The sequence below is a fragment of the Microbulbifer rhizosphaerae genome (assembly GCF_014191725.1).
Taxonomy (GTDB): domain Bacteria; phylum Pseudomonadota; class Gammaproteobacteria; order Pseudomonadales; family Cellvibrionaceae; genus Microbulbifer; species Microbulbifer rhizosphaerae.
Genome location: NZ_JACHWZ010000020.1, coordinates 60,397 through 80,353, shown reverse-complemented (window position 1 = coordinate 80,353; position 19,957 = coordinate 60,397). Strand labels below are relative to the sequence as shown.

Below are 19,957 nucleotides of genomic sequence, written 5' to 3'. Positions count from 1 at the left end.
ATGGCCTCTGGACAGCGCCTGTTCGTCAAGGTCACCCGTGACTCCCTGCCCCAGGTAAAGGATAAATACCCATTCCTTTATCTGGAGCGGGGCAGGCTGGAAATTGATGACAGTAGCATCAAATGGATTGATTCAGAAAAAAATGTGGTGCCACTACCCGTAGCCACTCTCAATGCATTACTGCTGGGGCCCGGATCTACGGTAACCCATGATGCCATCAAAACCGCTACAGCGGCCAACTGTGCTGTGTGTTGGGTGGGAGAAGACAGTCTGCTGTTTTATGCGGCGGGTTTCTTGCCGACAGCGGATACTCGCAACCTGAGACACCAGATTGAACAGTCTGCAGATCCTGAAAGATCCGTCGAAGTCGCTCGCCGCATGTTTGCCCGCCGTTTTCCTGACGCAAACTTGGAGGGAAAGAGTCTAAAGGAAATGATGGGAATGGAGGGAAGCCGTGTCCGTGCCCTTTACCAGTCAAAAGCCACGAACTATCAGGTGGGATGGAAGGGTAGAAAATTTGTTCCCGGGAAATTCGAGGCTAGTGATACTACAAACCGTATTCTCACCGCATGTAACGCAGCCCTGTACGGCATTCTCTGCTCAGCGGCCCATAGCATGGGTTACTCTCCGCACATTGGTTTTATTCACTCTGGAAGTCCGCTTCCATTTATTTATGATCTCGCGGATCTGTACAAAGAAAATTTGTGTATAGACCTGGCATTTTATCTGACAAGGGAAATGGCCGGGCAATACAACAAGCACAAGGTTTCGGAAGCATTTCGTGATCGAGTCATAGATATGGATCTTTTGGCTAAATTGGCCTTGGATATTCCAGAAATTCTAGGAGAGAAGCGTGCTCGTCGTAATCGCAAATGATTTGCCTCCGGCAGTCCGGGGGCGGATGAAGTTGTGGTTTATTGAGCCAAGACCAAATGTTTTCGTGTCGGGAGTTAAGGACTCGGTAGCGAACACGGTTGTTTATTATTTGTACAAATATTGCCCGGTCAGCTCCGGCGTGGTCATTTTCCGATCACTACCAAGGCCCCCAGGCTATGAAGTGAGAACTATCGGGCCTACTCGAAAAGCACTGACCAGCATCAGTGGCCTGCAGTTAGTCATCGAAACCCTAAAAACTCAATAATTCATAGATCTTGTGTTTTAGGGGCTGCTCTTTAACAATATGTTGCAGTTTTCCCCACGCCCGTGGGGGTGTTTCCTGATAAAGGCTGCGCCGTCATTCCAGGGATCAGTTTTCCCCACGCCCGTGGGGGTGTTTCTAGTCACGGCGACGACATTTTGCAATACATCGAGTTTTCCCCACGCCCGTGGGGGTGTTTCCAGTAGCCAAGTCATAACCGGACTATGGTCCGCGTTTTCCCCACGCCCGTGGGGGTGTTTCCCGTGCGCAGGACGATCGTAAAAAGCCCCTCTAGTTTTCCCCACGCCCGTGGGGGTGTTTCTGCTTCGTATTCCCAGTCCTCCACGTACCGGCCGTTTTCCCCACGCCCGTGGGGGTGTTTCTCAGGTAGTGTCTGTCGATTTTATTGTGCGAACGTTTTCCCCACGCCCGTGGGGGTGTTTCTGGGTGCAAGAGGTTTGTCGGGAAGCACATGGCGGTTTTCCCCACGCCCGTGGGGGTGTTTCTCTACGGAGATTCAGAAACTAATTTCGCCTGGCGTTTTCCCCACGCCCGTGGGGGTGTTTCCGGTCATAAGCCCAATCTCAGCCATATGATCCGGTTTTCCCCACGCCCGTGGGGGTGTTTCTATATGCCGTTTGTGGTTGTAAGATTTTTGCTTGTTTTCCCCACGCCCGTGGGGGTGTTTCCAGTGGAAGGCTACGCCTACTGGGTACAAAAACGTTTTCCCCACGCCCGTGGGGGTGTTTCCGTCGCCCGCTTTAGATTTGATAGTTAGTTCATGTTTTCCCCACGCCCGTGGGGGTGTTTCTCTGACGGGAGAGACTTTGATCGGCGAGGAAGCGTTTTCCCCACGCCCGTGGGGGTGTTTCTAGCCTGTGGTTCAGACACGGGTCTATCTGTTTGTTTTCCCCACGCCCGTGGGGGTGTTTCTATCGCAGGGAGTGGGACCCGGACAATGAGGTAGTTTTCCCCACGCCCGTGGGGGTGTTTCCCTGGTGGGGTAGCGTTTTGTGCAGGTTGAACTGTTTTCCCCACGCCCGTGGGGGTGTTTCTCATGTACGGTGCCGCACGGGCTTTTTTCGCCAGTTTTCCCCACGCCCGTGGGGGTGTTTCCCATACGCGCGGAAGTGCGGTCACAAATTGCTGGTTTTCCCCACGCCCGTGGGGGTGTTTCTGAGGTAGTGCGGGCTATACAGTCCGGCAAGCCGTTTTCCCCACGCCGTGGGGGTGTTTCCAGCACCCCGGTATCTATCGCCAGCAACAAAACGTTTTCCCCACGCCCGTGGGGGTGTTTCCCGTTAGCTGGTTGCGGTGGTTTATGATGATCGGTTTTCCCCACGCCCGTGGAGGTGTTTCCAAGCGCTATGGCCGCGAGGTCGAGGCCGGCGTGGTTTTCCTCACGCCTAAGGGGGTGTTTCTAGGCCGGCTTGATAGCACTTCCAGACCTTGGTCTTCGCCACGCACGTGGGTTTCTAAGTCACTTTTCAGGGCCTCCGTCTTCCCTTCGCATGTGGTGTTTCTATGGCCGAGGCCATGCAGGCGGTGATGGATGTGTCTTCCCCATGCACGTGGGGTATTTCCATGATCTGCTCCGCCGATGCCATCATTACCTCGTCTTCCCCACACATTTGGTGTTTCTGATTCCATATCATTGGCCTGCGCGGGGCAGCGTCGAGTCTGGCGCAGATGTAGTCTGTGATGATTTAATAAATCCTCGCTAAATTATCTTCGAAAATAAGGCCTTCCATACCATAGTTTTCATATAAATCTTTAAATGTTTGGTTGCAAAATGAAGAAATGTAGAGCTCATATTTCGATTTGAAAAGGAGTTTATCTTCTATATTTTCACTATCAAATTTCAGTTCTGTAACTGTCTCCGGTTCTCCGAATTCGTCATTTTTGCGTGAGCTATTATTAAGGTCTACTTTGCCTTCCTCCATAAGATGGAAAAGATAGAAGTCATCCCCTTCAATATTTACGGGCAAGAATTCGCCAAATGGCTCTAACATTAATTTGAAGTAGGCATGAGCGCGGCCGGAGAATACCAGGCCGGCCCCCTTCCACACGGAAATGTCAGGAATTTTCACTGCCTGAGTATCCGTCATAGGTGCGAAGGTGGATTTAACCTTACCCCAAATAGCAATAAGAGAAGAATTGTTAGAGCTGGTCATTTTTCGTATCTGACGAATCAAGTCCTCTCTGCTCAATTGCTCTACAATTTGAATCGTATCAAGTTGCAGCATTTGGTATGACGTATAATCGTTGACTAACTTATAGACTTTCATGCTTGCGGATTCCAGGTTGAATCTTTTGACTGAACAATTTTTGGGGGATGGGCTCTCTCTCCAAGCTGGTGTGTGGAGCGCGGTGGATTTGCCGGCACATCGTGCTCTAAGACGGCGCGTGTATAGAAGTCTGTCGTATCAGAGGGGCTCGTAATCCGGATAATTCTTTGTGAATTTCTGTTTTTTTATGTACAGCTTTTCAAGCTCAGATTCTGCTTCCTCATAAGAAAGAAGCAAATCCTGAATGTCTGCACCATCTCTCAATGTTTCTGATGTTAATAACTGGTTAAGTCGAGAAGTTTCCTTTTTTACAGCTTGAATCGACATCATTAACGTACCGATTGAAATGTCAGACGCTTTCGTTTTTCCGCTTGGTGCTCTACTTTGGTTGCTTACCTGGTTGGGGACAGGAGTGGCTATAATAGCGGGCTTGTAGCCAGGTCTTCCCGCAGTGTGATGCCTGTTAAACTATTTTCCTCGACGAGACTCTTGAATTGTTCATCGCAGTAAAGGGAGCCAAAAAGGTCATAATCCGTTTTGAATACGGGAGCGCCGGCAATGTCCGTCGGATCAAAATCGAGGTTGATAAGGCCGGTTTGCAGCCCGTTCATCATCTCCTTTTGGCTTTTGGATTCGTCAGCCGGTTTGGTAGTGCGACAGTTAAAGATCCTGTACCGTTGGCCTTCGCAAGGGGTGATCAAGAACTCGCCGTAAGGGGATAGCAAGCGCTTCAGCACACCAAAAGCCTTCTCATTTAACACTAAGCGGCAAGTGCTACCCCAGCTCGTGATGTCGGGCCGGGCGCTGACGACAACCTCACCATCGGGAGGATCAAAACGTGCGTCGAAATCTTCCCATTTGTCAATGATGGATGCATCTGTTTTGGTGAAGTTGGAGAAGGTCTTTCGCCCCAAGGCCCTTAATACCTTATCCATGTCCAACTCAAACCATCCGTAAGTATCTTTGTCTGCTTTAATTCGATAATAAGTCATAGTCCCAAACGCTTTTTGCTTTTTTGAGTCATGGTATTTATTAGCTCCTTGTAATCGAAACCGTTTAGAAGCATTCTACGCATGTTGCTGAGGGCCATTCTTGCGGTGGTTTCATCATGTGCCCCTTGCATTTGGCTATTGGTCCAGGCTTCGTACTGCTTGGTATGTAACGGGCCGTGGGGTAGGGCGCGCTTTAGTGACAGCATAAAGTGGGGAATATCTTCGATCTTTGCGGGTAGCCAAACCCCGTTTATCGGGTCATTTACCCCTATATTGCAGTCATGCAGCTTTAATCTGGCTTCCACTTGATATACAGTGCGCCACCCTCTACCGGGAATGATGTGGTGTGCCTCGCAGTTGTTCGCCGGTTTTACGTCCCCTTCGCTCTCCATAAATTGCACCAGTAGGCCTGTGGGATGATGCTCTTCGTCATAAATCCACTCATTATCTTCCTGCCGGGCATTTTTCCGATATTTATCCAGTCCCGCTTGGACTTTTGCTTGAGTTACAAGGTCCCGCCGTCGGCTATCCAGGAATTCCCGTCGTTTCGCTAGCTCTTCTCCATTGGCAAAACGTTCCCCATCTGAGCTACATACTTTTGCCTTATCTTTGTGATACTGCTCGACTTGGAGTTGATACTCCATAATTCCCCGTTCAAGAGGGCTCATTTCATGAGCCAAAGGGGTGACACGAACTCCGTGATCGTACTCCATTCGTAAACCTCCTTATTTGGAGGCCCTATGGTAAACAAATCAAAAGAAATTTACAGGGATTGGTAAATTTTTTTCCAGTAAATTTGATTCTGGCCACCGCAGGAGTATAGGCGCCTGATTGGGACACTGGATAGCATTGTGGCAGGTCGAGAGAGGCGACAATCCTCGCTCTAACCTGCCACCATTCCAAATCCCTTTCCAACCCAATAGATGGCCACCATGGTCACCACTCTAACCCCTACGGTCCACCTCATCTCCGGCCAGCGCGAGGCGCCGCCGGGCCTAGCGCGGATATTGTCGCCAGAACGTAGCCGGTGATGCAGTTGCGGGGCGATTTGATGGTGAGCAGCCGGAGCAGGGCTCTGTAGATGACGGCGATGTCAACTTGGTAGCTGAAACTCTAACATGAATATTTCTTTAGACTTTTTGTGCGAATTTAAAGCGAACTTGAAAGCCTCTTCGGGATCTACATTTATCGCTTCGCAGTAACTTATAAATTCGTAAAGCTCAAACTTGCGATCACCGGATTCCAGTTTACCGACTATGGAGTGGTGAAGTCCGAGCCTCTCTGAAAGTGCTCTTTGCGATAGCCCAGACTCACCCCTGGCCCTTTTCAACCATTCTCGAAGGTCGTCGTATTTGGGACTGTACAGGGATGAGCCGAACATTTGCCCCGACAGTAGAGGCAGAACGGCATGTCTCAAAATTCGAGACGAAAGGAGAGGGGCGGTCCTCGGGCCAGGTTATCTGTGGGAAGTATGAAAGTTGGGCATTTATTTATCTACGCGGGTGAGTGGATGGAGGCTTTCATTGCCTCGATATTGGAGGCAATGGCGGGGTGGTGGTAATTTCGAGGCAAATGTGAATTGTAGGTTCTTATGACACAAGCCATGCAATCCATCTATCGGCAAATCGATCAACTGCCCCACCCGCTGAACAAAATACTGCAAGTCGCCCGGAGTCTGCTCGACAAGGGCGGCGATGGCGCCAGTACCAGCGAACGGATCGCTGCCGCCTTTGTGCTGGAGCGGATGGAATACCTCCCGCATGGCTGGGGCGTCATCGAGGCGTGGGAGCGCCTGGATATTGAGTGGCAGCTTTACGTCAGGCATTTGTGGCAGGAGTATCGGGATCTGATTGAGGCGCTGGAGGCTGGTGGGGTAAGTCGGGAGGGGTGATAGCCCCATTTCCAAGCACCCACCCTTTTCTAGGCTCCGGCTTTCGCCAGAGTGACGAATACACTTATTCAGAGATTTACTAACCAACCACCACCCCAAACCCTTTCCCCACCAGATAAGTGGCCACCATGGTCGCCGCTCCCACTCCCACCGTCCGCCACATCGCCGGCAAGCGCGGGGCGCCGCCTAGTCTCGCGCCGGTGTGGCCGGTGATGGCGAGGGCGGCGACAACCGCCAGGGCGCAGCCGGCGATACGGGTGCGGGCGGGGAGGAGGGTGATGGTGAGCAGGGGGAGCAGGGCGCCGCAGGCGAAGGCGATAAAGGAGGCGAGAGCGGCCTGCCAGGGGCTGGTTAGGCGGGTGGGGTCCAGGCCGAGTTCGGCTTCGGTGTGGGCGCGCAGCGGGTCCCTGGCGGAAAGTTCGCGGGCCGCGGCGCGGGCGGTTTCGGGGGAGAGTCCCTTGGCGCGGAGGCTGGCGGTGAGACCGTCTTCGGCGGCGCGGGGATCGGAGAGGGAGAGGCGCTCCCGTTCCACCAGGGTGGCTTCAGTATCCCGCTGGGTGGAGACGGAGACGTATTCGCCGCCGGCCATGGAAAGAGCGCCGGCGACCAGGCCGGCGAGACCCGCCATTACGATGTCACTGGAATCGGCGGTGGCGCCGGCCACGCCGATTACGAGGCCGGCGATGGAGATGATGCCGTCGTTGGCGCCGAGTACGCCGGCGCGGAGCCAGTTTAGGCGGGTGTCCAGGGAGCCGATGTCCAGTGAATATCGTTCGGGCAAGGGGTGTTCCTGCGGTTTTACTTTGCGCGGGTTGCGTGGGTTTCTGTGGATTTATTGTAGAAGTTGTGGGTGTTTTGTTTGGAATTGGGTTTTTGTTTTCGTTGTGCCGGTGGGGAGAGGTTATGTCGGAGTTGATGCGGTGGTATCCAGTGCTGTGGCGCCTGGGTTCCGGCGTGAGCTTCGCTGCTCTGGCGAGTCGCCGGAACGACGAGGGTGTTGTGGGTTGTTCGCTGGTTAGCGGGCTGGAGTGTGGGGGTGTGGGTTTTTGATGGGCACGCTGCGCTTGGGTTCGCGCTGGCCATGGCGCTCACCCGCTTCCCGGGCGCCTTCGGCGTCCAAATCGGCAGTCCTGCCGATTTGTGCCCATCCTACGGGGCTGCAGCGCGCCTGTAGGAGCCTGCTTGCAGGCGAAAAGATCGGTGCTCCGTGGCTGTTCGCCTGCAAGCAGGCTCCTACAGGGACAGTGGGACTAGGGGCTCTACAGGGGGCCGGTTTCGCTGCTCCAGACTTTGCCGGTCTTGCTGGCCAGCAAGCGGCATTGCCCGTTTTCCAGGATATAGGTGCGCATAAAGTGGTAGCGGGCGGCGCGGGTGCTGTTGTCGTCGTTGCGTTGTTCCACGGTGGTGTAGCCGGTGATCACGGCGGTGTTGCCGGCGTTGAGTACGGATACTTCTTTGGAGGTGCGGGCTACCGGTTGTTGGTAGTTTTTGTCGCCTACGCGGGTGAGCAGGTCGCTTTTGCTTTCTGTCTGCGATGCGAGGCTGTGTACCCAGATAAATTGGTCTTTGAGCAGTTGCGAGAGAAAGGCTGTGTCGCCGTTGCGCAGGGCTTGTTCGTAGCGGGTGTCCAGTTGTTTCAGGGGTTTTTCCTCCAGGCAGGAGGCGTGTGCAACTGTGTTCAGGAGGAGAAGCAGGGCTGGAAGGAGAAGCGGGAATTGGCGCATGGGTTTTTCGTTATAGGTGATTATCGGGGCTGGTTATCGTAAAGCCGCGGGGCTCGGGCTGCAAAGCGCCAAGGGATGGTGGAGCCGATTGTCCTGGTGGCCGCTCCGGTGTGAATTGCGGCAGCTCACGGCAATCTTCCGCCAGCTTTGGGTAATGACGGTCGCCGGTGCTTCCGATAACCTGCACCCGAAAGTTCTGTTTTGATAAACCGCACAGCGGAGCCAATGTATGTCGGATAACACTTATACCCCGCCCAGAGTCTGGAAATGGGATTCTGAAAGCGGCGGCGCTTTCGCCAGTATCAATCGCCCCATTGCCGGGCCCACCCACGACAGGGAATTGCCGGTGGGTGAGCACCCACTTCAGCTGTATTCCCTGGCCACGCCCAACGGCGTCAAGGCGACGATTATGCTCGAGGAGCTGCTGGCGTTGGGGTTCGATGGCGCTGAATACGATGCGCATCTGATCCGCATCAACGAGGGGGAGCAGTTCGGCAGCGGCTTTGTGGAAATCAATCCGAATTCCAAGATCCCCGCCCTGGTGGATCGCAGCACGACGCCGCCGATCCGGGTGTTCGAGTCCGGCTCCATTCTGCTCTACCTGGCGGAAAAGTTCGGCGCCTTCCTGCCCCATACGCCGGCCCAGCGCACCGAGTGCCTGAACTGGCTCTTCTGGCAGATGGGCAGTGGGCCCTTTGTGGGCGGCGGCTTTGGCCACTTCTACGCCTATGCGCCGGAGAAATACGAATACCCGATCAACCGCTACACCATGGAGGTAAAACGCCAGTTGGATGTGCTGGACCGGCAGCTGGCCGATCATCCCTATGTGGCCGGGCGCGAATACACTATCGCCGATATGGCGATCTGGCCCTGGTATGGCGCCCTGGTGAGGAACGCGGCGTACGATGCGGCGGAGTTCCTCGATGCGCAGAGCTACAAAAACGTGGTGCGCTGGACCGATGAGATAGCGCAGCGCCCGGCGGTGCAGCGCGGGCGCATGGTCAACCGCACTTGGGGGGAGCCGTCCGAGCAGCTGCATGAGCGGCACGATTCGAGCGATTTTGAAAACCGCACCCAGGATAAGATCGGGGATGATGAGAGTTCGTGAGTGCGGTACACCGTGAATCTGCTGTAGGAGCGGCCGCTGGCCGCGAACAGTATCAGATTCAAGAAATGGCCAGGGACAGGCCTTGTGGCTGGTGGTCTTTTGGGGACCGATAAGACCACTGGTGGCGGGGTCGCCACTCGACTAAAGATCGAGGCCGATCGCGGCCAACGGCCGCTCCTACAGGGGGATTTCCGGGAGTGGTTTCACGACACGCCTACAGCAGTGCCAGGGTTGCGGCCAGGGTCTCGCCGATGCGGGCGTTCAGCTTGAGGTCGATGATGTCGTCCGCGCGGGTCCTGCCCAGGGTTAGCGCGGCCATGGGTTTCTTCCATTCCCGCCCGTAGCGGCAGAAGCGGTAACCGGAATACACCATCAGCGAGGAGCCGATGACCAGTAGTCCATCGCTGGCCTGCAGGGCGTCCAGCGCCTGCTGCACGCGGCTTTTGGGTACGTTGTCGCCGAAGAAGACTACATCCGGTTTGAGGATGCCGCCGCAGTGCGGGCAGTCGGCGATGCGGAAACTACTGAAATCCACTTCCAGGTCGGAGTCTCCGTCCGGCGCTGTTGCGGCCTGATAGCGCTGGAAGTCCGGATTCAGCGCGTAGCAGCGGTCGTGCACCGCCTGCCGGTCGCAGCGGTAGTCGCAATTCATGCAGATAACCTGGTCGGCGCGGCCGTGCAGATCGATCACCCGTCGGCTGCCCGCGCGCTGGTGCAGCCGGTCCACATTTTGGGTGACGAGCAATTCGGCGTGCTCCCGCCGCTCCAGTTCGGCCAAGTGCAGGTGTGCCGGATTCGGCCTGGAGTGGCGCATCACCGGCCAGCCCACCAGGCTGCGCCCCCAATAGCGCTGGCGGGTACTGGCGCTGCCCATGAAATCCCCGTGCTGCACCGGCTGCTTGCGTTTCCAGGCACCGTCCTGATCGCGGTAATCCGGAATGCCGGAATCGGTACTGACACCGGCGCCGGTCAGGATCAACAGGCGGGGATGACGGCGGATAAAAGCGGCCAGGCGTTCGGCGGCCTCCTCGCTGGCGACGGGGGCGGGTTCCGCGAGAGGCGGCGGCAAGTGTGTGCGCGGAGCTTGGCGGCTGAGAGTCATGGTGGGCGAAATTAGTTGCTACCCCCCAACTTTAACTGAGGCGCCGCCGCGGTCAAATAGCGGGCCTGGGGGGGACGTCGCGCGCGGGGGAGGAACCGTGCCCAAAACGGATTACAGCGCCCGCCACGTTAGAAACAGATGGAACATCTGGGACGAGGTCGGATAGTGAAAAATCCGCTCGGAGAGAAATCCACCGACCAGCGCCAGCCCGATGGCGAGCGGGAGCGGAATTTTCTCCAGTCGCTGGCAAAACTCGTTTTTTTGCCGGTTCAGCAGTTGTCTGGCGTAAAGACGCTGCTGATCCATGTCCTGGCTGCAGTGCTGAATATCCTTACTTAAAGAGCTCAGAGACATCGTTTATCGCTTCTTTCGCTTGCCGTTTGGTCTCGCTGAATCCCATCATGGAACTCAACTTTCGCTGATACAGGAGCATTCCGGTCAGAATTAAAACCTGCGCCAACAAGAAGGCGGCAAACCCGACGTAAACCGATTGCGAGTAGTAGTAGCCGATCAGGCCGGCACCGGCACAGAGACTCAATACAAAGGCCAGAACCAGTGGCAAGAGCAGCAGTTGCAGGGCAATGATCCGTTTGCCGGCTGCAAGCGTACGGCTGAATTCCAGCCGCGCCAGTGTCTGCAAATTGACGAGCCATGCAGACAGCAGCGCCAGGGTGGCATCGGCTTGCGCCAGTACACCTGCTTCTGTTTCCTCTTCATCCCCCGGTGGCTGAGTGAAGCGATCCCGGCTGCGACTTTGCGCAGCCGGCTCGGGAGTTTCCTCAGAAGGTTCAGACTTTGTAGCGCGCGCCATTGGCCAGGTTCCCCCGCAGAGATGGTGTGGATTGCTCTACTTAAACAGTTTTGCAATGACCCATCCTGCGACGAAGGCACCACCGACACTGAGAACAGGGTGCCGCTTGACCGAGGATTCCCATTTTTTCTCAAGCTCCGCAGCGCGTTGTTTACTCGTCTGTACCGAAGACATGGCGCGCTCCCTCAGCTGCGCTGCTGTATCGGTAGCCGCCTCGCCGGCGAGGTGGGAGGCTTGACGCAGCTTATCCCGGCCGGAATTAAGGGGTTTTGCAGTTGCCATAACACTCTCCTGCTTCAGAGGTTGGTGTATGGGTATCCTATAGTCGCGACGGCCAAATACCACGAAAGATGGGATTTGAGGGCGACTTCCTATCCACCTTCGGCTGACGCAGCGGTCAATTACTGGCTACTACGCTACCGCGCGTCGCGCCATTCGCGAATATTATCCACCACCCCGTCCAGCAGGCGCTGCCGGCTCTCGCGGCTGATCCAGGCGTTGTGCGGGGTGATGATCAGGTTGGGGATATCCTTCGCCAGCAGGGGGTGGTTCGCGGGTGGTGGTTCCACGCTCAGCACATCCAGCGCCGCGCCGCCCAAGTGGCCGCTGCGCAGTGCCCCGGCCAGTGCCACTTCGTCCACCAGGCCGCCGCGGGCGGTGTTGATCAGGAAGGCGCCGGGCTTCATCGCCGCGAGAAATTCTTTATTGACCAACTGATCTGTCTGTTCGGTGAGGGGGCAGTGCAGGCTGATTGCGTCGGATTCCGCCAGCAGTTTTTCCAGTGGCACGCGGCCTTCCTGTTCGCGGCCCTGTTGTCGGGGAGCGAGAGATTCCGCTATCAGGATGTTCATATCCAGGGCCCGCGCCAGTTTGGCGAATCCCTGCCCGAGGTCGCCGTAGCCGATGATCCCCAGGTTTTTGCCCGCCAGTTCCATTACCGGGTGATTGAGCATGCAGAAGATGGGGGAGCGGCTCCAGAGGCCGTTTTGCACGTCCGCGTGGTATTGGTGCCAGCGGGTGGACAGTGCCAGCAGCAGCGCCAGGGTGTGCTGTGTCAGCGAGGCGCCGGCGTAACCCTGCACGTTGCGCACGGGGATATTGCGCTCCTTGGCTGCGTCCAGGTCGATATTATTGGTGCCGGTGGCGCAGACGCAGATGAGTTTCAGCTTGGGTGCGTTTTCGATCAGCTGGCGGTCGAGAACTGCCTTGTTGGTGATGACCACCTCGGCATCCGCGATGCGCCCGGCGGTTTCGTCCGGGGCGGTGGTCTCGTGGAAATCCCAGTGGTCGAGGACGTTTTCCAAAGCGGAGGTGTCGAGTTCCTCCAGTTTCATGGTGAGTGTGTCGAGAAATACGCCGCGCATTTATTCGCCTTGAAGTAGGTTGCTGACCTCATGTTTGAGGGTGGGTAATTTGGTTTCAACGATATTCCAAACAAGTCGGTCATCGATATCCGCATAGCCGTGAATGAGGAGGTTGCATTGCGCATCGTAAAGATATTTCTTGGCCTTAAGCGGCATATAGAAGCTCTTGCGTTTCTTCGATGGATTGGCGGAAGTAGGGATTCCTGACTGCGCTTTCCACTACCAGGTCCACGGGCTTGCCGAAGAGCTGTTGTAGGGATTCCTGCAGGCCGAAGAAGCGGTCCGCATAGTCGGCAGTGGAATCCAGGTCGAACTCGACGAGGAGATCCACATCACTGCCGGGGTGCGTATGGCCGGTGGCGGCGGACCCGAATACGGCGAGTCGCCGAACTCCATAGCGCTGGCAGAGTTCGGCGATTTCCCGGCTGTGGGCCTCTATGTCCTTGATCATGGCATTGCGCTCATTGTCGGGATGGATTGACAGTCATTATATCGTTGTTGGGTGAAAATACATGTTAGGTGGCGTCGTGGAAGATGATACCAGCAGTAGGCCGCCGGCCACCGCGCAGGCGGCTGACGCCGTGGCGCATGTTGACCCGGTAGTAGCCGCGGCTGCCCTTCTGCGGACGCTGGTGTACGGCGAAGATCACCGCGTCGCCCTTGCGCAGCGGAACTACCTGGGCTCGGGACTGCATGCGCGGGCGCTGTTCGGTGAGTACGAATTCACCGCCGCTGAAATCCATTTCCGGTTCGCAGAGCAGGAAGGCGGCCTGCAGCGGGAATACCTGTTCGCCGTATAAATCCTGGTGCAGGCAGTTGAAGTCCCCCTCGCCGTATTGCAGCAGCAGCGGCGTGGGGCGGCTCTGGCCGGCGCGATGGCACTGTTCGAGATAGCGACCGTGTTCTTCGGGGTAGCGGGTGTCGATGCTCAGGTATTCGTTCCAGCGGTTGGCTACGGCGGCCAGGGGCCGGTAGAGGGCGGTGCGCAGATCGGCGACCAGCGCGGGTAGGGGATAGGCGAAGTACTTGTACTCGCCGCGGCCGAAGTTGTGGTTGGCCATTACGACGCGGCTGCGGAAATGTTCGTTCTGCGGGTACAGGGCCGCGAGGCTGTCGCATTCCTCCGCGGTAAGGAGTTGGTCCGCCAGTGCCCAGCCGTCGCTGTCCAGGTTGGCGGTTACCCGCTGCCAGTCGATCTGATCGATACGCTGGGCAAGGGGGGCGTTTTTCATCGTGCGGTTTCCGGGTTTGGTTGGGGCCGCACACGGTAGGATAGGCCGGCGGTGATTGCCGGTCGGTTTCGGAAGTGGTTTTCGACGGGGTTCGCTGGGAACGCCGAGCTCTAGCTCGGCATTGCGGGGCGCAGCCCCGCTATCGCGGCCAGCGGCGGATGGCCGCCCCGCCGCTCCTACAATGGGGCGGGCCTGCGGCCCGCAAGCGGAGCTGGAGCCTTCAGCGCCAATAAACAGCTCCGCGGTCCCGGGTTACATCACCCGCATACCGGGCACGGCGCCGGGGTGGGGTTCGAGCAGCCACAGGTCCTTGCCGCCGGGGCCGGCGGCGAGGACCATGCCTTCGCTGATGCCGAAGCGCATTTTTCTCGGCGCCAGGTTGGCCACCATCACGGTGAGTTTGCCCTGCAGGTCTTCCGGTTTGTAGGCGCTCTTGATGCCGGAGAAGACCTGGCGGGTTTCGCCGCCCAGGTCCAGGGTGAGTTTGAGCAGTTTGCCGGCGCCCTCCACGTGCTCGGCCTTGGCGATCAGCGCGATGCGCAGGTCCACTTTGGCGAAATCGTCGAACTGGATTTCCGGGGCGATCGGGTCTTCCGCAAGGGGGCCACTGACCGGCTTGGTTTCCGCCTGCAGCTGCGCCAGGGATTCCTTCGCCGCTTCCATCACCGCGTCCACCTGGGTTTTTTCCACCCGCTGCATCAGCGGCTTGAATTCGCCGATGCTGTGGTTGGCCAGCGGCGTGGTGGCGGTGGCCCACTTGAGTTCGCTATTCAGGAACTGCGCGGCTTTTTCCGCGGTCTGCGGCAACACCGGGGCCAGCCAGGTGATCAGCGCGCGGAACATATTCACGCCCTGGGAGCAGATGGCCAGCACCTCCTCCGCTTTGCTTTCGTCCTTGGCCAGGGACCAGGGCGCCTTGTCGGCAATCCAGGCGTTGGCGGCGTCGGCCAGCGCCATGATCTCGCGCATGGCGCGGGCGTATTCGCGGTTTTCGTAAAAGTCGGCGATGCGCGGTTCGGCATCGACGAACTGCTGCCAGAGTTTTTCGTCCGCCAGTTGTTCCACCAGCACGCCGCCGCCTTTGCCCACGAACTTGGCGGTGCGCGAGGCGATATTCACAACCTTGCCTACCAGGTCGGAGTTCACCCGGGCGATAAAGTCATCCAGGTTCAGGTCCAGGTCGTCCACGCCGCCGGTGAGTTTGGCGGCGAAGTAGTAGCGCAGGTATTCCGGATTCAGGTGGTCGAGATAGTTGCGCGCATTGATAAAGGTGCCGCGGGATTTGGACATCTTCTTGCCGTTTACGGTGAGGAAGCCGTGCACGCACACTTTGGTGGGTGTGCGGAAGTCCGCGGAATCCAGCATTGCCGGCCAGAAGAGCGCGTGGAAGTTGACGATGTCCTTGCCGATAAAGTGGTACACCTCGGCGGTGCTGTCTTTTTTCCAGTACTCCTGCCAGTCCAGGCCGTTTTTGTCGCAGTAGTTTTTCAGGCTGGCCATATAGCCGATGGGTGCGTCCAGCCACACGTAGAAATATTTGCCCGGGGCGTCGGGGATTTCGAAGCCGAAGTAGGGGGCGTCGCGGGAGATATCCCACTCCTGCAGGCCTTCGTCCAGCCACTCCGCCAGTTTGTTGGCCATCTCGTCCTGCAGGGTGCCGGAGCGGGTCCACTCGCGCAGGAAGTTGGTGAAGGCGGGCAGGGTGAAGAAGAAGTGCTCGGACTCCTTTTCCACTGGCGTGGCGCCGGAGATGGCGGACACCGGATCGATCAGTTCGGTGGGGCTGTAGGTGGCGCCGCAGGCTTCGCAGTTGTCGCCGTACTGGTCCGGAGTGCTGCAGCGCGGGCAGGTGCCCTTGATATAGCGGTCGGCGAGAAACAGCTGTTTCTCCGGGTCGAATGCCTGGGTGATGGTACGGGAGTCGATATGGCCGTTCTCTTGCAGGCGCCGGTAGATCATCGCCGACAGCTCGCGGTTCTCCTCCGAGTGGGTGGAGTGGTAGTTGTCCACGCCGATCAGGAAATCGGCGAAGTCGCGCTCGTGCTCCGCCTGCATATTGGCGATGTGCTGTTCCGGGGTGAGCCCCAGCTGTTCGGCCTTGAGCATGATGGCGGTGCCGTGGGCGTCGTCGGCGCACATGTACAGGCAATGATGGCCGCGCGCGCGCTGGAAACGCGCCCAGATGTCGGTCTGGATATATTCGAGCACATGGCCCAGATGCAGGGAGCCATTGGCGTAGGGGAGTGCGCTGGTGACGAGTATGTTGCGCGGTTGCGGCATGGGGAAATCCGTGTGCTTTGAGGTCGATGGAAGGGCGGGGAATATAGCAGATTTTTCCCTCTCCCGGGACCGCGGAGCTCCAGCTCCGCACGCGGGCCGAAGGCCCACGTACTCTCCCCCAACCCCTCTCCCGCTAGCGGGAGAGGGGAGCTGAAGGCCTGGCTGGCCTTGGTACGGTTCATCCTCCACAATGCCGCCCATCGACAATTCTCAGAGAGGGAAGCACAGTGAGCGATCATCATCACGATCACGAGGAACTGTCCGAAGAGGTGCAGGGGGAGCTTGAGCGCTTGGCGGAGTGCCTGGGCCAGTTGCACGATCCGGCCACCGGGCTGCCGCTGGACGAGTTGGATGCGGAGATCGAAGTGGGCTTCGACGGGGATGCGGTGCTTGTGGGCCTCACCCTCGGCTATCCCTGCGCCAGCCTGGAGGAGCACTGGCACGAGCGGGTGCGCGAGTCCTGTGCGCCACTGCTGAAGGGCGGAGCGCTGGGCGGCAGCCAGCTGCAGTTCGAACTGTTCGGCGAGATTCCGGCCACCCCAGCCCCGGACGTTCCGGAACCCTTACAGAAGGTGAAGAATATCGTCGCCGTGGCCTCCGGCAAGGGCGGGGTGGGCAAGTCCACCACCGCGGTGAACCTGGCCCTGGCCCTGGCTGCCGAGGGCGCCAGCGTTGGCTTGCTGGATGCGGATATCTACGGCCCCAGCCTGCCCACCATGCTCGGTACCGAGGGTGTGCGTCCGGAGGTGCGGGAGCAGAAGTTCTTCCTGCCGGTGCCGGCACAGGGGCTGGAAACCATGTCCCTGGGCTACCTGATGACCGAGGATACGCCCGCGGTGTGGCGCGGGCCCATGGCCAGCGGCGCCCTCAACCAAATCCTCACCCAGACCCTGTGGGGCGAACTGGACTATTTGATCGTGGATATGCCCCCGGGCACCGGTGATATCCAACTGACCCTGGCACAGAAGGCGGCCCTGGCCGGCGCGGTGATCGTGACCACTCCCCAGGACCTGGCGCTGAAGGATGCGATCAAGGGGGTGGAGATGTTCCGCAAGGTATCTGTGCCGGTGCTGGGCATTGTGGAGAACATGGCTCTGCATACCTGCTCCCGTTGCGGTCACAGCGAGCCGATCTTTGGCAGCGGCGGCGGCGAGCGCATCGCCGCTGGCTACCACACCCGCCTGCTGGGGCAACTGCCGCTGGCGATGTCCATTCGCGAGGGCACCGACGGTGGTTCGCCCACAGTGGCGGCGGAACCGGAAGGGGAGATCGCAGGCCACTACCGGGAGATTGCCCGCCGCGCGGCGGCGCAGATCTGGCTCAATGCCGGGGAAGAGGGGATGCCGGAGATAGAAGTCAGCTAAGCAGCTCCCCTTTAAGCAGCTCCCCTTGTGGGAGCGGCCGTTGGCCGCGATCGATCTGTGAAATAGACCACCATCGATCGCGGCCAACGGCCGCTCCTACACCGCCTACGGCAAATTCAGCGCCCCTGCCGAATTTTTCTCAAAGTGTGAAATAAGTTTTCAGTAAATATTATTTTATTGGAATGGGGTTCGGTATATTCACTTTCAGTTAAAGGAATCCGATGCCATCAATGCCTCTTTGGCTGAGAGGGTATTAGTGCCTCGCGCCTGTGCAGAATGAGCTTCCAGATCCATTACAACGCCGCCACCCGGGTGGTCCGGGCCTGCTTCTTCGGCCGCTACCTGGCGAGCACCCGGTGCTGGGCCGCTCTGCTATGGGCGCCCTGCACAAAGGGCTTCTACTCCTCGCGGGTGATCGCCAAGGAGGCCCGGATGCTGGGTCACAGGATACGTCCGTTTATCGTCGGGGCGGAGGCGGAGAGGTGGCTGTTGGACTGGGGTTGCGCTGACCCTTATTAACGTTTTTCTGGCGCTTTTTTCCTTATATGGTTAGTGAAAAATAAGGCGCCATGCCCCCGCAGGCGCTACTCCCAGGAGCCGTTGATTCCATGAGCTTTCAAGTGCGCTACAACAGCAACAATCGTATCGTCCGCGTGTGTTACTTTGGCCGCATGGCCCTGGCCGACACCCTGGCGGCTGCCGAGCAGGTGTTCGGCAAATATTCCCACCTGCAGCCGCTGCGAGTCCTGGTGGATGTTCGCAAAGTCACCAATGTGATGACCGGTGCGGAACAGAAGCGCTTTGGCCGCTTTCTCGCCGAGCACCCAGTGTCGGAGTACACGCGGGCGGCGGTTCTGCACAACCGCGCCTTCAATGCCAGGGCCGTGATCGACAGCGAGGCGGCGGCGCGGGGGTTCTGCTTGGCTCAGTTTATTCTGGAAGCGGAGGCGATCAGCTGGCTGCGGGAGGTAAAGAGATAGGGATGCCTCTGCAATGCGCTTCGTCCCGGCGCCACTGGACTGCATGCGCCGGTTATGACGAGCCGATAAGCGCCTGATCAGGCCTTGCTGGAGACTGCCTGCCGGCGGCGCTCTTCGTGCTTTTCGCGCCGCCGCGCGGCGGTGGCTTCGCGGGCCTCCTGGCCCAGGTGCTGCTCGCCGCGTTTTCGGGCCAGCCGGATCTGTTTTTCCCGCTCACGAAAACGCGCCCGGTCCGCTTCTGAGACTTTATGGAAGCAGTGCGGGCAGCTGACCCCCTGTTCGAATTGCGCGGATTGTTTTTCCTCTTCGGTCACCGGCATGCGGCAGGCGTTGCACTGGTCGTAGTTGCCCCGCTGCAGGTCGTGGTTCACGGTGACCCGCTCGTCGAACACGAAGCACTCGCCGCGCCACAGGCTCTTCTCTTTGGGGACTTCCTCCAGGTATTTGAGGATGCCGCCGCGCAGGTGGTAGACCTCCTCGAAACCCTGTTCTTTCAGGTAGGCAGTGGACTTCTCGCAGCGGATACCGCCGGTGCAGAACATGGCGACCTTTTTGTGCTTCTCCGGGTCCAGGTTCTCCCGCACATATTCGGGGAATTCGCGGAAACTGGTGGTCTGCGGGTTGACCGCCTGTTCGAAGGTGCCCACCTGTACCTCGTAATCGTTGCGGGTGTCGATCAGCAGCACCTCCGGATCGCTGATCAACGCATTCCAGTCCGCGGGATCGACGTAGGTACCCACGCTGCGTCGCGGGTCTATGTCCTCCACGCCCATGGTGACGATCTCCCGCTTCAGCTTTACCTTGGAACGCAGGAAAGGCGGGGTGTCGGTGTAGGACTCCTTGTACTCCAGTTCCGCCAGGCGCGGATCGTTCCTGAGGTGGGCGAGCAGGGCATCTATGCCCTCACGGGTGCCGGCAACGGTGCCGTTGACGCCCTCGCGGGCGAGCAGTAGGGTGCCGCGCACGCGGTGTTTCAGCATCCGTTCGAGCAGGGGTTGGCGCAGGGATTCGAAGTCGTCCAGGGTGACGAACTTGTAGAGCGCGCAGACAACGGTCTGGTTCATGTAACTTCCTCATTGCGGGCCGGAGCGTAAATCCGGAGCACTAAGAACCCCTGAATGAGCCCATTTCGTCACTCAAGCGAGTCGCCGGATGACGATGTTCAGGGGTTCCTAATAATTGGCCGGGCATTTTAGCGGAAAGTGCCTGTTTTGCGTATATTTCTCCCGCTTGCCAAAAAGTTTATTGACCACTGGGCCACAAGTTGTCAAAGTCTGCGGCTCCCCCCTTCAGCCACTGCGAGGCTAATTCCATGGAAGACGACTTCGTACCGAAAGAATCGACACTTAGCCGTTCCTACAGCGACGGCAACCTCACCGTCCAGATCGATATCTACGAGGATGGCGAGGGCGGCTGGCTGCTGGAAATTGTCGACGAGCAGGACAACTCCACCGTATGGGAAGACGCTTTCGAGACGGAACAGGAAGCGCTGGACGAGGCCCTGGATGCGCTGCGCGAGGAGGGGGTGGAGACCTTTGTCGGGCCGGTGGAAGAGAGCTAGGGCATCTCTGAAAAACGGCTGCGCGTGCGCCTGACGGCGCCCTGCGGTGACCGCTAGCTACGTTTTTCAGAGGTTCCCCAGGGCCCTTCTGGGCAAATCCGGATATTGCTCACGGGACAATA

The 19,957-nt window shown here is 58.2% G+C and carries 24 protein-coding genes and 1 CRISPR repeat array; of the genes, 8 read left to right on the top strand and 16 right to left on the bottom strand.

The annotated features are described in order from the left end of the window. The gene (gene cas1e, locus FHS09_RS17890) at positions 1-876 is read left to right on the top strand and encodes a type I-E CRISPR-associated endonuclease Cas1e (RefSeq protein WP_183462432.1); all 876 of its coding nucleotides are present in this window, start codon (positions 1-3) and stop codon (positions 874-876) included. A 25-nt stretch (positions 877-901) separates the two neighbouring features. Continuing rightward, positions 902-1,141 (top strand): type I-E CRISPR-associated endoribonuclease Cas2e, encoded by a 240-nt coding sequence (gene cas2e / locus FHS09_RS23435; protein WP_425487781.1) that lies wholly within the window; start codon positions 902-904, stop codon positions 1,139-1,141. A gap of 47 nt (positions 1,142-1,188) precedes the next feature. After that, a CRISPR array of direct repeats spans positions 1,189-2,315; the repeat unit is 28 nt; unit sequence GTTTTCCCCACGCCCGTGGGGGTGTTTC. Between the two features lie 529 nt (positions 2,316-2,844). Here the strand turns inward: cas2e and FHS09_RS17880 are convergent. The 4 genes from FHS09_RS17880 to FHS09_RS17865 all read right to left on the bottom strand — a co-directional run bounded on the left by FHS09_RS17880 (position 2,845) and on the right by FHS09_RS17865 (position 5,799). After that, positions 2,845-3,426 (bottom strand): hypothetical protein, encoded by a 582-nt coding sequence (locus tag FHS09_RS17880; protein ID WP_183462428.1) that lies wholly within the window; start codon positions 3,424-3,426, stop codon positions 2,845-2,847. Between the two features lie 416 nt (positions 3,427-3,842). Then, the gene (locus FHS09_RS17875; protein WP_183462426.1) at positions 3,843-4,418 is read right to left on the bottom strand and encodes a hypothetical protein; all 576 of its coding nucleotides are present in this window, start codon (positions 4,416-4,418) and stop codon (positions 3,843-3,845) included. Continuing rightward, positions 4,415-5,131, bottom strand: coding sequence for an AHH domain-containing protein (locus FHS09_RS17870; RefSeq protein WP_183462424.1), 717 nt, complete (start codon positions 5,129-5,131; stop codon positions 4,415-4,417). The genes FHS09_RS17875 and FHS09_RS17870 overlap by 4 nt, the downstream gene beginning before the upstream one ends. A gap of 380 nt (positions 5,132-5,511) precedes the next feature. After that, positions 5,512-5,799 (bottom strand): helix-turn-helix domain-containing protein, encoded by a 288-nt coding sequence (locus FHS09_RS17865; protein ID WP_183462422.1) that lies wholly within the window; start codon positions 5,797-5,799, stop codon positions 5,512-5,514. 210 nt (positions 5,800-6,009) lie between these two features. Here FHS09_RS17865 and FHS09_RS17860 point away from each other — a divergent pair, with 210 nt between their 5' ends. Further along, entirely contained in the window at positions 6,010-6,309 is a 300-nt protein-coding gene (locus FHS09_RS17860) for a hypothetical protein (RefSeq protein ID WP_183462420.1), read from the top strand. Positions 6,310-6,388: 79 nt separating this feature from the next. Here FHS09_RS17860 and FHS09_RS17855 read toward each other — a convergent pair whose 3' ends face one another. Both FHS09_RS17855 and FHS09_RS17845 read right to left on the bottom strand, forming a co-directional pair. Beyond that, positions 6,389-7,090, bottom strand: coding sequence for a VIT1/CCC1 transporter family protein (locus FHS09_RS17855; protein WP_183462418.1), 702 nt, complete (start codon positions 7,088-7,090; stop codon positions 6,389-6,391). A 478-nt stretch (positions 7,091-7,568) separates the two neighbouring features. Further along, complete coding sequence (locus FHS09_RS17845) at positions 7,569-8,033, bottom strand: nuclear transport factor 2 family protein (protein WP_183462415.1); 465 nt, start codon at positions 8,031-8,033, stop codon at positions 7,569-7,571. Positions 8,034-8,262: 229 nt separating this feature from the next. Here FHS09_RS17845 and yghU point away from each other — a divergent pair, with 229 nt between their 5' ends. Further along, positions 8,263-9,141: a glutathione-dependent disulfide-bond oxidoreductase gene (gene yghU / locus FHS09_RS17840; protein ID WP_183462413.1), complete on the top strand. Its 879-nt coding sequence runs from the start codon at positions 8,263-8,265 to the stop codon at positions 9,139-9,141. A 214-nt stretch (positions 9,142-9,355) separates the two neighbouring features. Here yghU and FHS09_RS17835 read toward each other — a convergent pair whose 3' ends face one another. The 9 genes from FHS09_RS17835 to metG all read right to left on the bottom strand — a co-directional run bounded on the left by FHS09_RS17835 (position 9,356) and on the right by metG (position 15,930). Continuing rightward, positions 9,356-10,243: an NAD-dependent protein deacetylase gene (locus FHS09_RS17835; protein WP_183462411.1), complete on the bottom strand. Its 888-nt coding sequence runs from the start codon at positions 10,241-10,243 to the stop codon at positions 9,356-9,358. Between the two features lie 111 nt (positions 10,244-10,354). After that, positions 10,355-10,549 (bottom strand): hypothetical protein, encoded by a 195-nt coding sequence (locus tag FHS09_RS17830; RefSeq protein WP_183462409.1) that lies wholly within the window; start codon positions 10,547-10,549, stop codon positions 10,355-10,357. A 25-nt stretch (positions 10,550-10,574) separates the two neighbouring features. Then, complete coding sequence (locus tag FHS09_RS17825; RefSeq protein WP_183462407.1) at positions 10,575-11,054, bottom strand: hypothetical protein; 480 nt, start codon at positions 11,052-11,054, stop codon at positions 10,575-10,577. Between the two features lie 36 nt (positions 11,055-11,090). Next, on the bottom strand, positions 11,091-11,336 hold the full coding sequence (locus FHS09_RS17820) for a hypothetical protein (protein WP_183462405.1): 246 nt from the start codon (positions 11,334-11,336) through the stop codon (positions 11,091-11,093). A gap of 134 nt (positions 11,337-11,470) precedes the next feature. Further along, positions 11,471-12,418, bottom strand: coding sequence for a D-2-hydroxyacid dehydrogenase (locus FHS09_RS17815; RefSeq protein WP_183462403.1), 948 nt, complete (start codon positions 12,416-12,418; stop codon positions 11,471-11,473). Further along, positions 12,419-12,574: a HepT-like ribonuclease domain-containing protein gene (locus tag FHS09_RS23430; RefSeq protein WP_183462401.1), complete on the bottom strand. Its 156-nt coding sequence runs from the start codon at positions 12,572-12,574 to the stop codon at positions 12,419-12,421. Beyond that, the gene (locus FHS09_RS17805; protein ID WP_183462399.1) at positions 12,564-12,869 is read right to left on the bottom strand and encodes a nucleotidyltransferase family protein; all 306 of its coding nucleotides are present in this window, start codon (positions 12,867-12,869) and stop codon (positions 12,564-12,566) included. The genes FHS09_RS23430 and FHS09_RS17805 overlap by 11 nt, the downstream gene beginning before the upstream one ends. 64 nt (positions 12,870-12,933) lie before the next feature. Continuing rightward, positions 12,934-13,650 carry a 2OG-Fe(II) oxygenase gene (locus tag FHS09_RS17800; RefSeq protein ID WP_183462397.1) on the bottom strand — a complete coding sequence of 239 codons (717 nt, stop codon included), beginning with the start codon at positions 13,648-13,650 and terminating at the stop codon, positions 12,934-12,936. Between the two features lie 252 nt (positions 13,651-13,902). Continuing rightward, positions 13,903-15,930, bottom strand: coding sequence for a methionine--tRNA ligase (gene metG / locus FHS09_RS17795; RefSeq protein ID WP_183462394.1), 2,028 nt, complete (start codon positions 15,928-15,930; stop codon positions 13,903-13,905). A 227-nt stretch (positions 15,931-16,157) separates the two neighbouring features. On the opposite strand from metG, the gene apbC reads away from it, so the two are divergent. The 3 genes from apbC (at position 16,158) to FHS09_RS17780 (ending at position 18,274) form a co-directional block, all read left to right on the top strand. Then, complete coding sequence (gene apbC, locus FHS09_RS17790; protein WP_183462392.1) at positions 16,158-17,294, top strand: iron-sulfur cluster carrier protein ApbC; 1,137 nt, start codon at positions 16,158-16,160, stop codon at positions 17,292-17,294. Positions 17,295-17,570: 276 nt separating this feature from the next. Then, positions 17,571-17,813, top strand: a complete 243-nt coding sequence (locus FHS09_RS17785) for a hypothetical protein (RefSeq protein ID WP_183462390.1) — start codon at positions 17,571-17,573, stop codon at positions 17,811-17,813. Positions 17,814-17,902: 89 nt separating this feature from the next. Next, positions 17,903-18,274: a hypothetical protein gene (locus FHS09_RS17780; protein ID WP_183462388.1), complete on the top strand. Its 372-nt coding sequence runs from the start codon at positions 17,903-17,905 to the stop codon at positions 18,272-18,274. A 77-nt stretch (positions 18,275-18,351) separates the two neighbouring features. Here FHS09_RS17780 and trhO read toward each other — a convergent pair whose 3' ends face one another. Then, positions 18,352-19,338 (bottom strand): oxygen-dependent tRNA uridine(34) hydroxylase TrhO, encoded by a 987-nt coding sequence (gene trhO / locus FHS09_RS17775; RefSeq protein WP_183462386.1) that lies wholly within the window; start codon positions 19,336-19,338, stop codon positions 18,352-18,354. A gap of 248 nt (positions 19,339-19,586) precedes the next feature. On the opposite strand from trhO, the gene FHS09_RS17770 reads away from it, so the two are divergent. After that, the gene (locus tag FHS09_RS17770) at positions 19,587-19,835 is read left to right on the top strand and encodes a hypothetical protein (protein ID WP_183462385.1); all 249 of its coding nucleotides are present in this window, start codon (positions 19,587-19,589) and stop codon (positions 19,833-19,835) included. Positions 19,836-19,957: the final 122 nt, after the last annotated feature.

What these genes read in the sequence shown, in the direction of transcription:
- cas1e (WP_183462432.1), top strand. Translation starts at nt 1, where the DNA reads ATGGCCTCTGGACAGCGCCTGTTCGTCAAGGTCACCCGTGACTCCCTG.
- cas2e (WP_425487781.1), top strand. Translation starts at nt 902, where the DNA reads ATGAAGTTGTGGTTTATTGAGCCAAGACCAAATGTTTTCGTGTCGGGA.
- FHS09_RS17880 (WP_183462428.1), bottom strand. Translation starts at nt 3,426, where the DNA reads ATGAAAGTCTATAAGTTAGTCAACGATTATACGTCATACCAAATGCTG.
- FHS09_RS17875 (WP_183462426.1), bottom strand. Translation starts at nt 4,418, where the DNA reads ATGACTTATTATCGAATTAAAGCAGACAAAGATACTTACGGATGGTTT.
- FHS09_RS17870 (WP_183462424.1), bottom strand. Translation starts at nt 5,131, where the DNA reads ATGGAGTACGATCACGGAGTTCGTGTCACCCCTTTGGCTCATGAAATG.
- FHS09_RS17865 (WP_183462422.1), bottom strand. Translation starts at nt 5,799, where the DNA reads ATGTTCGGCTCATCCCTGTACAGTCCCAAATACGACGACCTTCGAGAA.
- FHS09_RS17860 (WP_183462420.1), top strand. Translation starts at nt 6,010, where the DNA reads ATGACACAAGCCATGCAATCCATCTATCGGCAAATCGATCAACTGCCC.
- FHS09_RS17845 (WP_183462415.1), bottom strand. Translation starts at nt 8,033, where the DNA reads ATGCGCCAATTCCCGCTTCTCCTTCCAGCCCTGCTTCTCCTCCTGAAC.
- yghU (WP_183462413.1), top strand. Translation starts at nt 8,263, where the DNA reads ATGTCGGATAACACTTATACCCCGCCCAGAGTCTGGAAATGGGATTCT.
- FHS09_RS17835 (WP_183462411.1), bottom strand. Translation starts at nt 10,243, where the DNA reads ATGACTCTCAGCCGCCAAGCTCCGCGCACACACTTGCCGCCGCCTCTC.
- FHS09_RS17830 (WP_183462409.1), bottom strand. Translation starts at nt 10,549, where the DNA reads ATGGATCAGCAGCGTCTTTACGCCAGACAACTGCTGAACCGGCAAAAA.
- FHS09_RS17825 (WP_183462407.1), bottom strand. Translation starts at nt 11,054, where the DNA reads ATGGCGCGCGCTACAAAGTCTGAACCTTCTGAGGAAACTCCCGAGCCG.
- FHS09_RS17820 (WP_183462405.1), bottom strand. Translation starts at nt 11,336, where the DNA reads ATGGCAACTGCAAAACCCCTTAATTCCGGCCGGGATAAGCTGCGTCAA.
- FHS09_RS17815 (WP_183462403.1), bottom strand. Translation starts at nt 12,418, where the DNA reads ATGCGCGGCGTATTTCTCGACACACTCACCATGAAACTGGAGGAACTC.
- FHS09_RS23430 (WP_183462401.1), bottom strand. Translation starts at nt 12,574, where the DNA reads ATGCCGCTTAAGGCCAAGAAATATCTTTACGATGCGCAATGCAACCTC.
- FHS09_RS17805 (WP_183462399.1), bottom strand. Translation starts at nt 12,869, where the DNA reads ATGATCAAGGACATAGAGGCCCACAGCCGGGAAATCGCCGAACTCTGC.
- FHS09_RS17800 (WP_183462397.1), bottom strand. Translation starts at nt 13,650, where the DNA reads ATGAAAAACGCCCCCCTTGCCCAGCGTATCGATCAGATCGACTGGCAG.
- metG (WP_183462394.1), bottom strand. Translation starts at nt 15,930, where the DNA reads ATGCCGCAACCGCGCAACATACTCGTCACCAGCGCACTCCCCTACGCC.
- FHS09_RS17785 (WP_183462390.1), top strand. Translation starts at nt 17,571, where the DNA reads ATGAGCTTCCAGATCCATTACAACGCCGCCACCCGGGTGGTCCGGGCC.
- FHS09_RS17780 (WP_183462388.1), top strand. Translation starts at nt 17,903, where the DNA reads ATGAGCTTTCAAGTGCGCTACAACAGCAACAATCGTATCGTCCGCGTG.
- trhO (WP_183462386.1), bottom strand. Translation starts at nt 19,338, where the DNA reads ATGAACCAGACCGTTGTCTGCGCGCTCTACAAGTTCGTCACCCTGGAC.
- FHS09_RS17770 (WP_183462385.1), top strand. Translation starts at nt 19,587, where the DNA reads ATGGAAGACGACTTCGTACCGAAAGAATCGACACTTAGCCGTTCCTAC.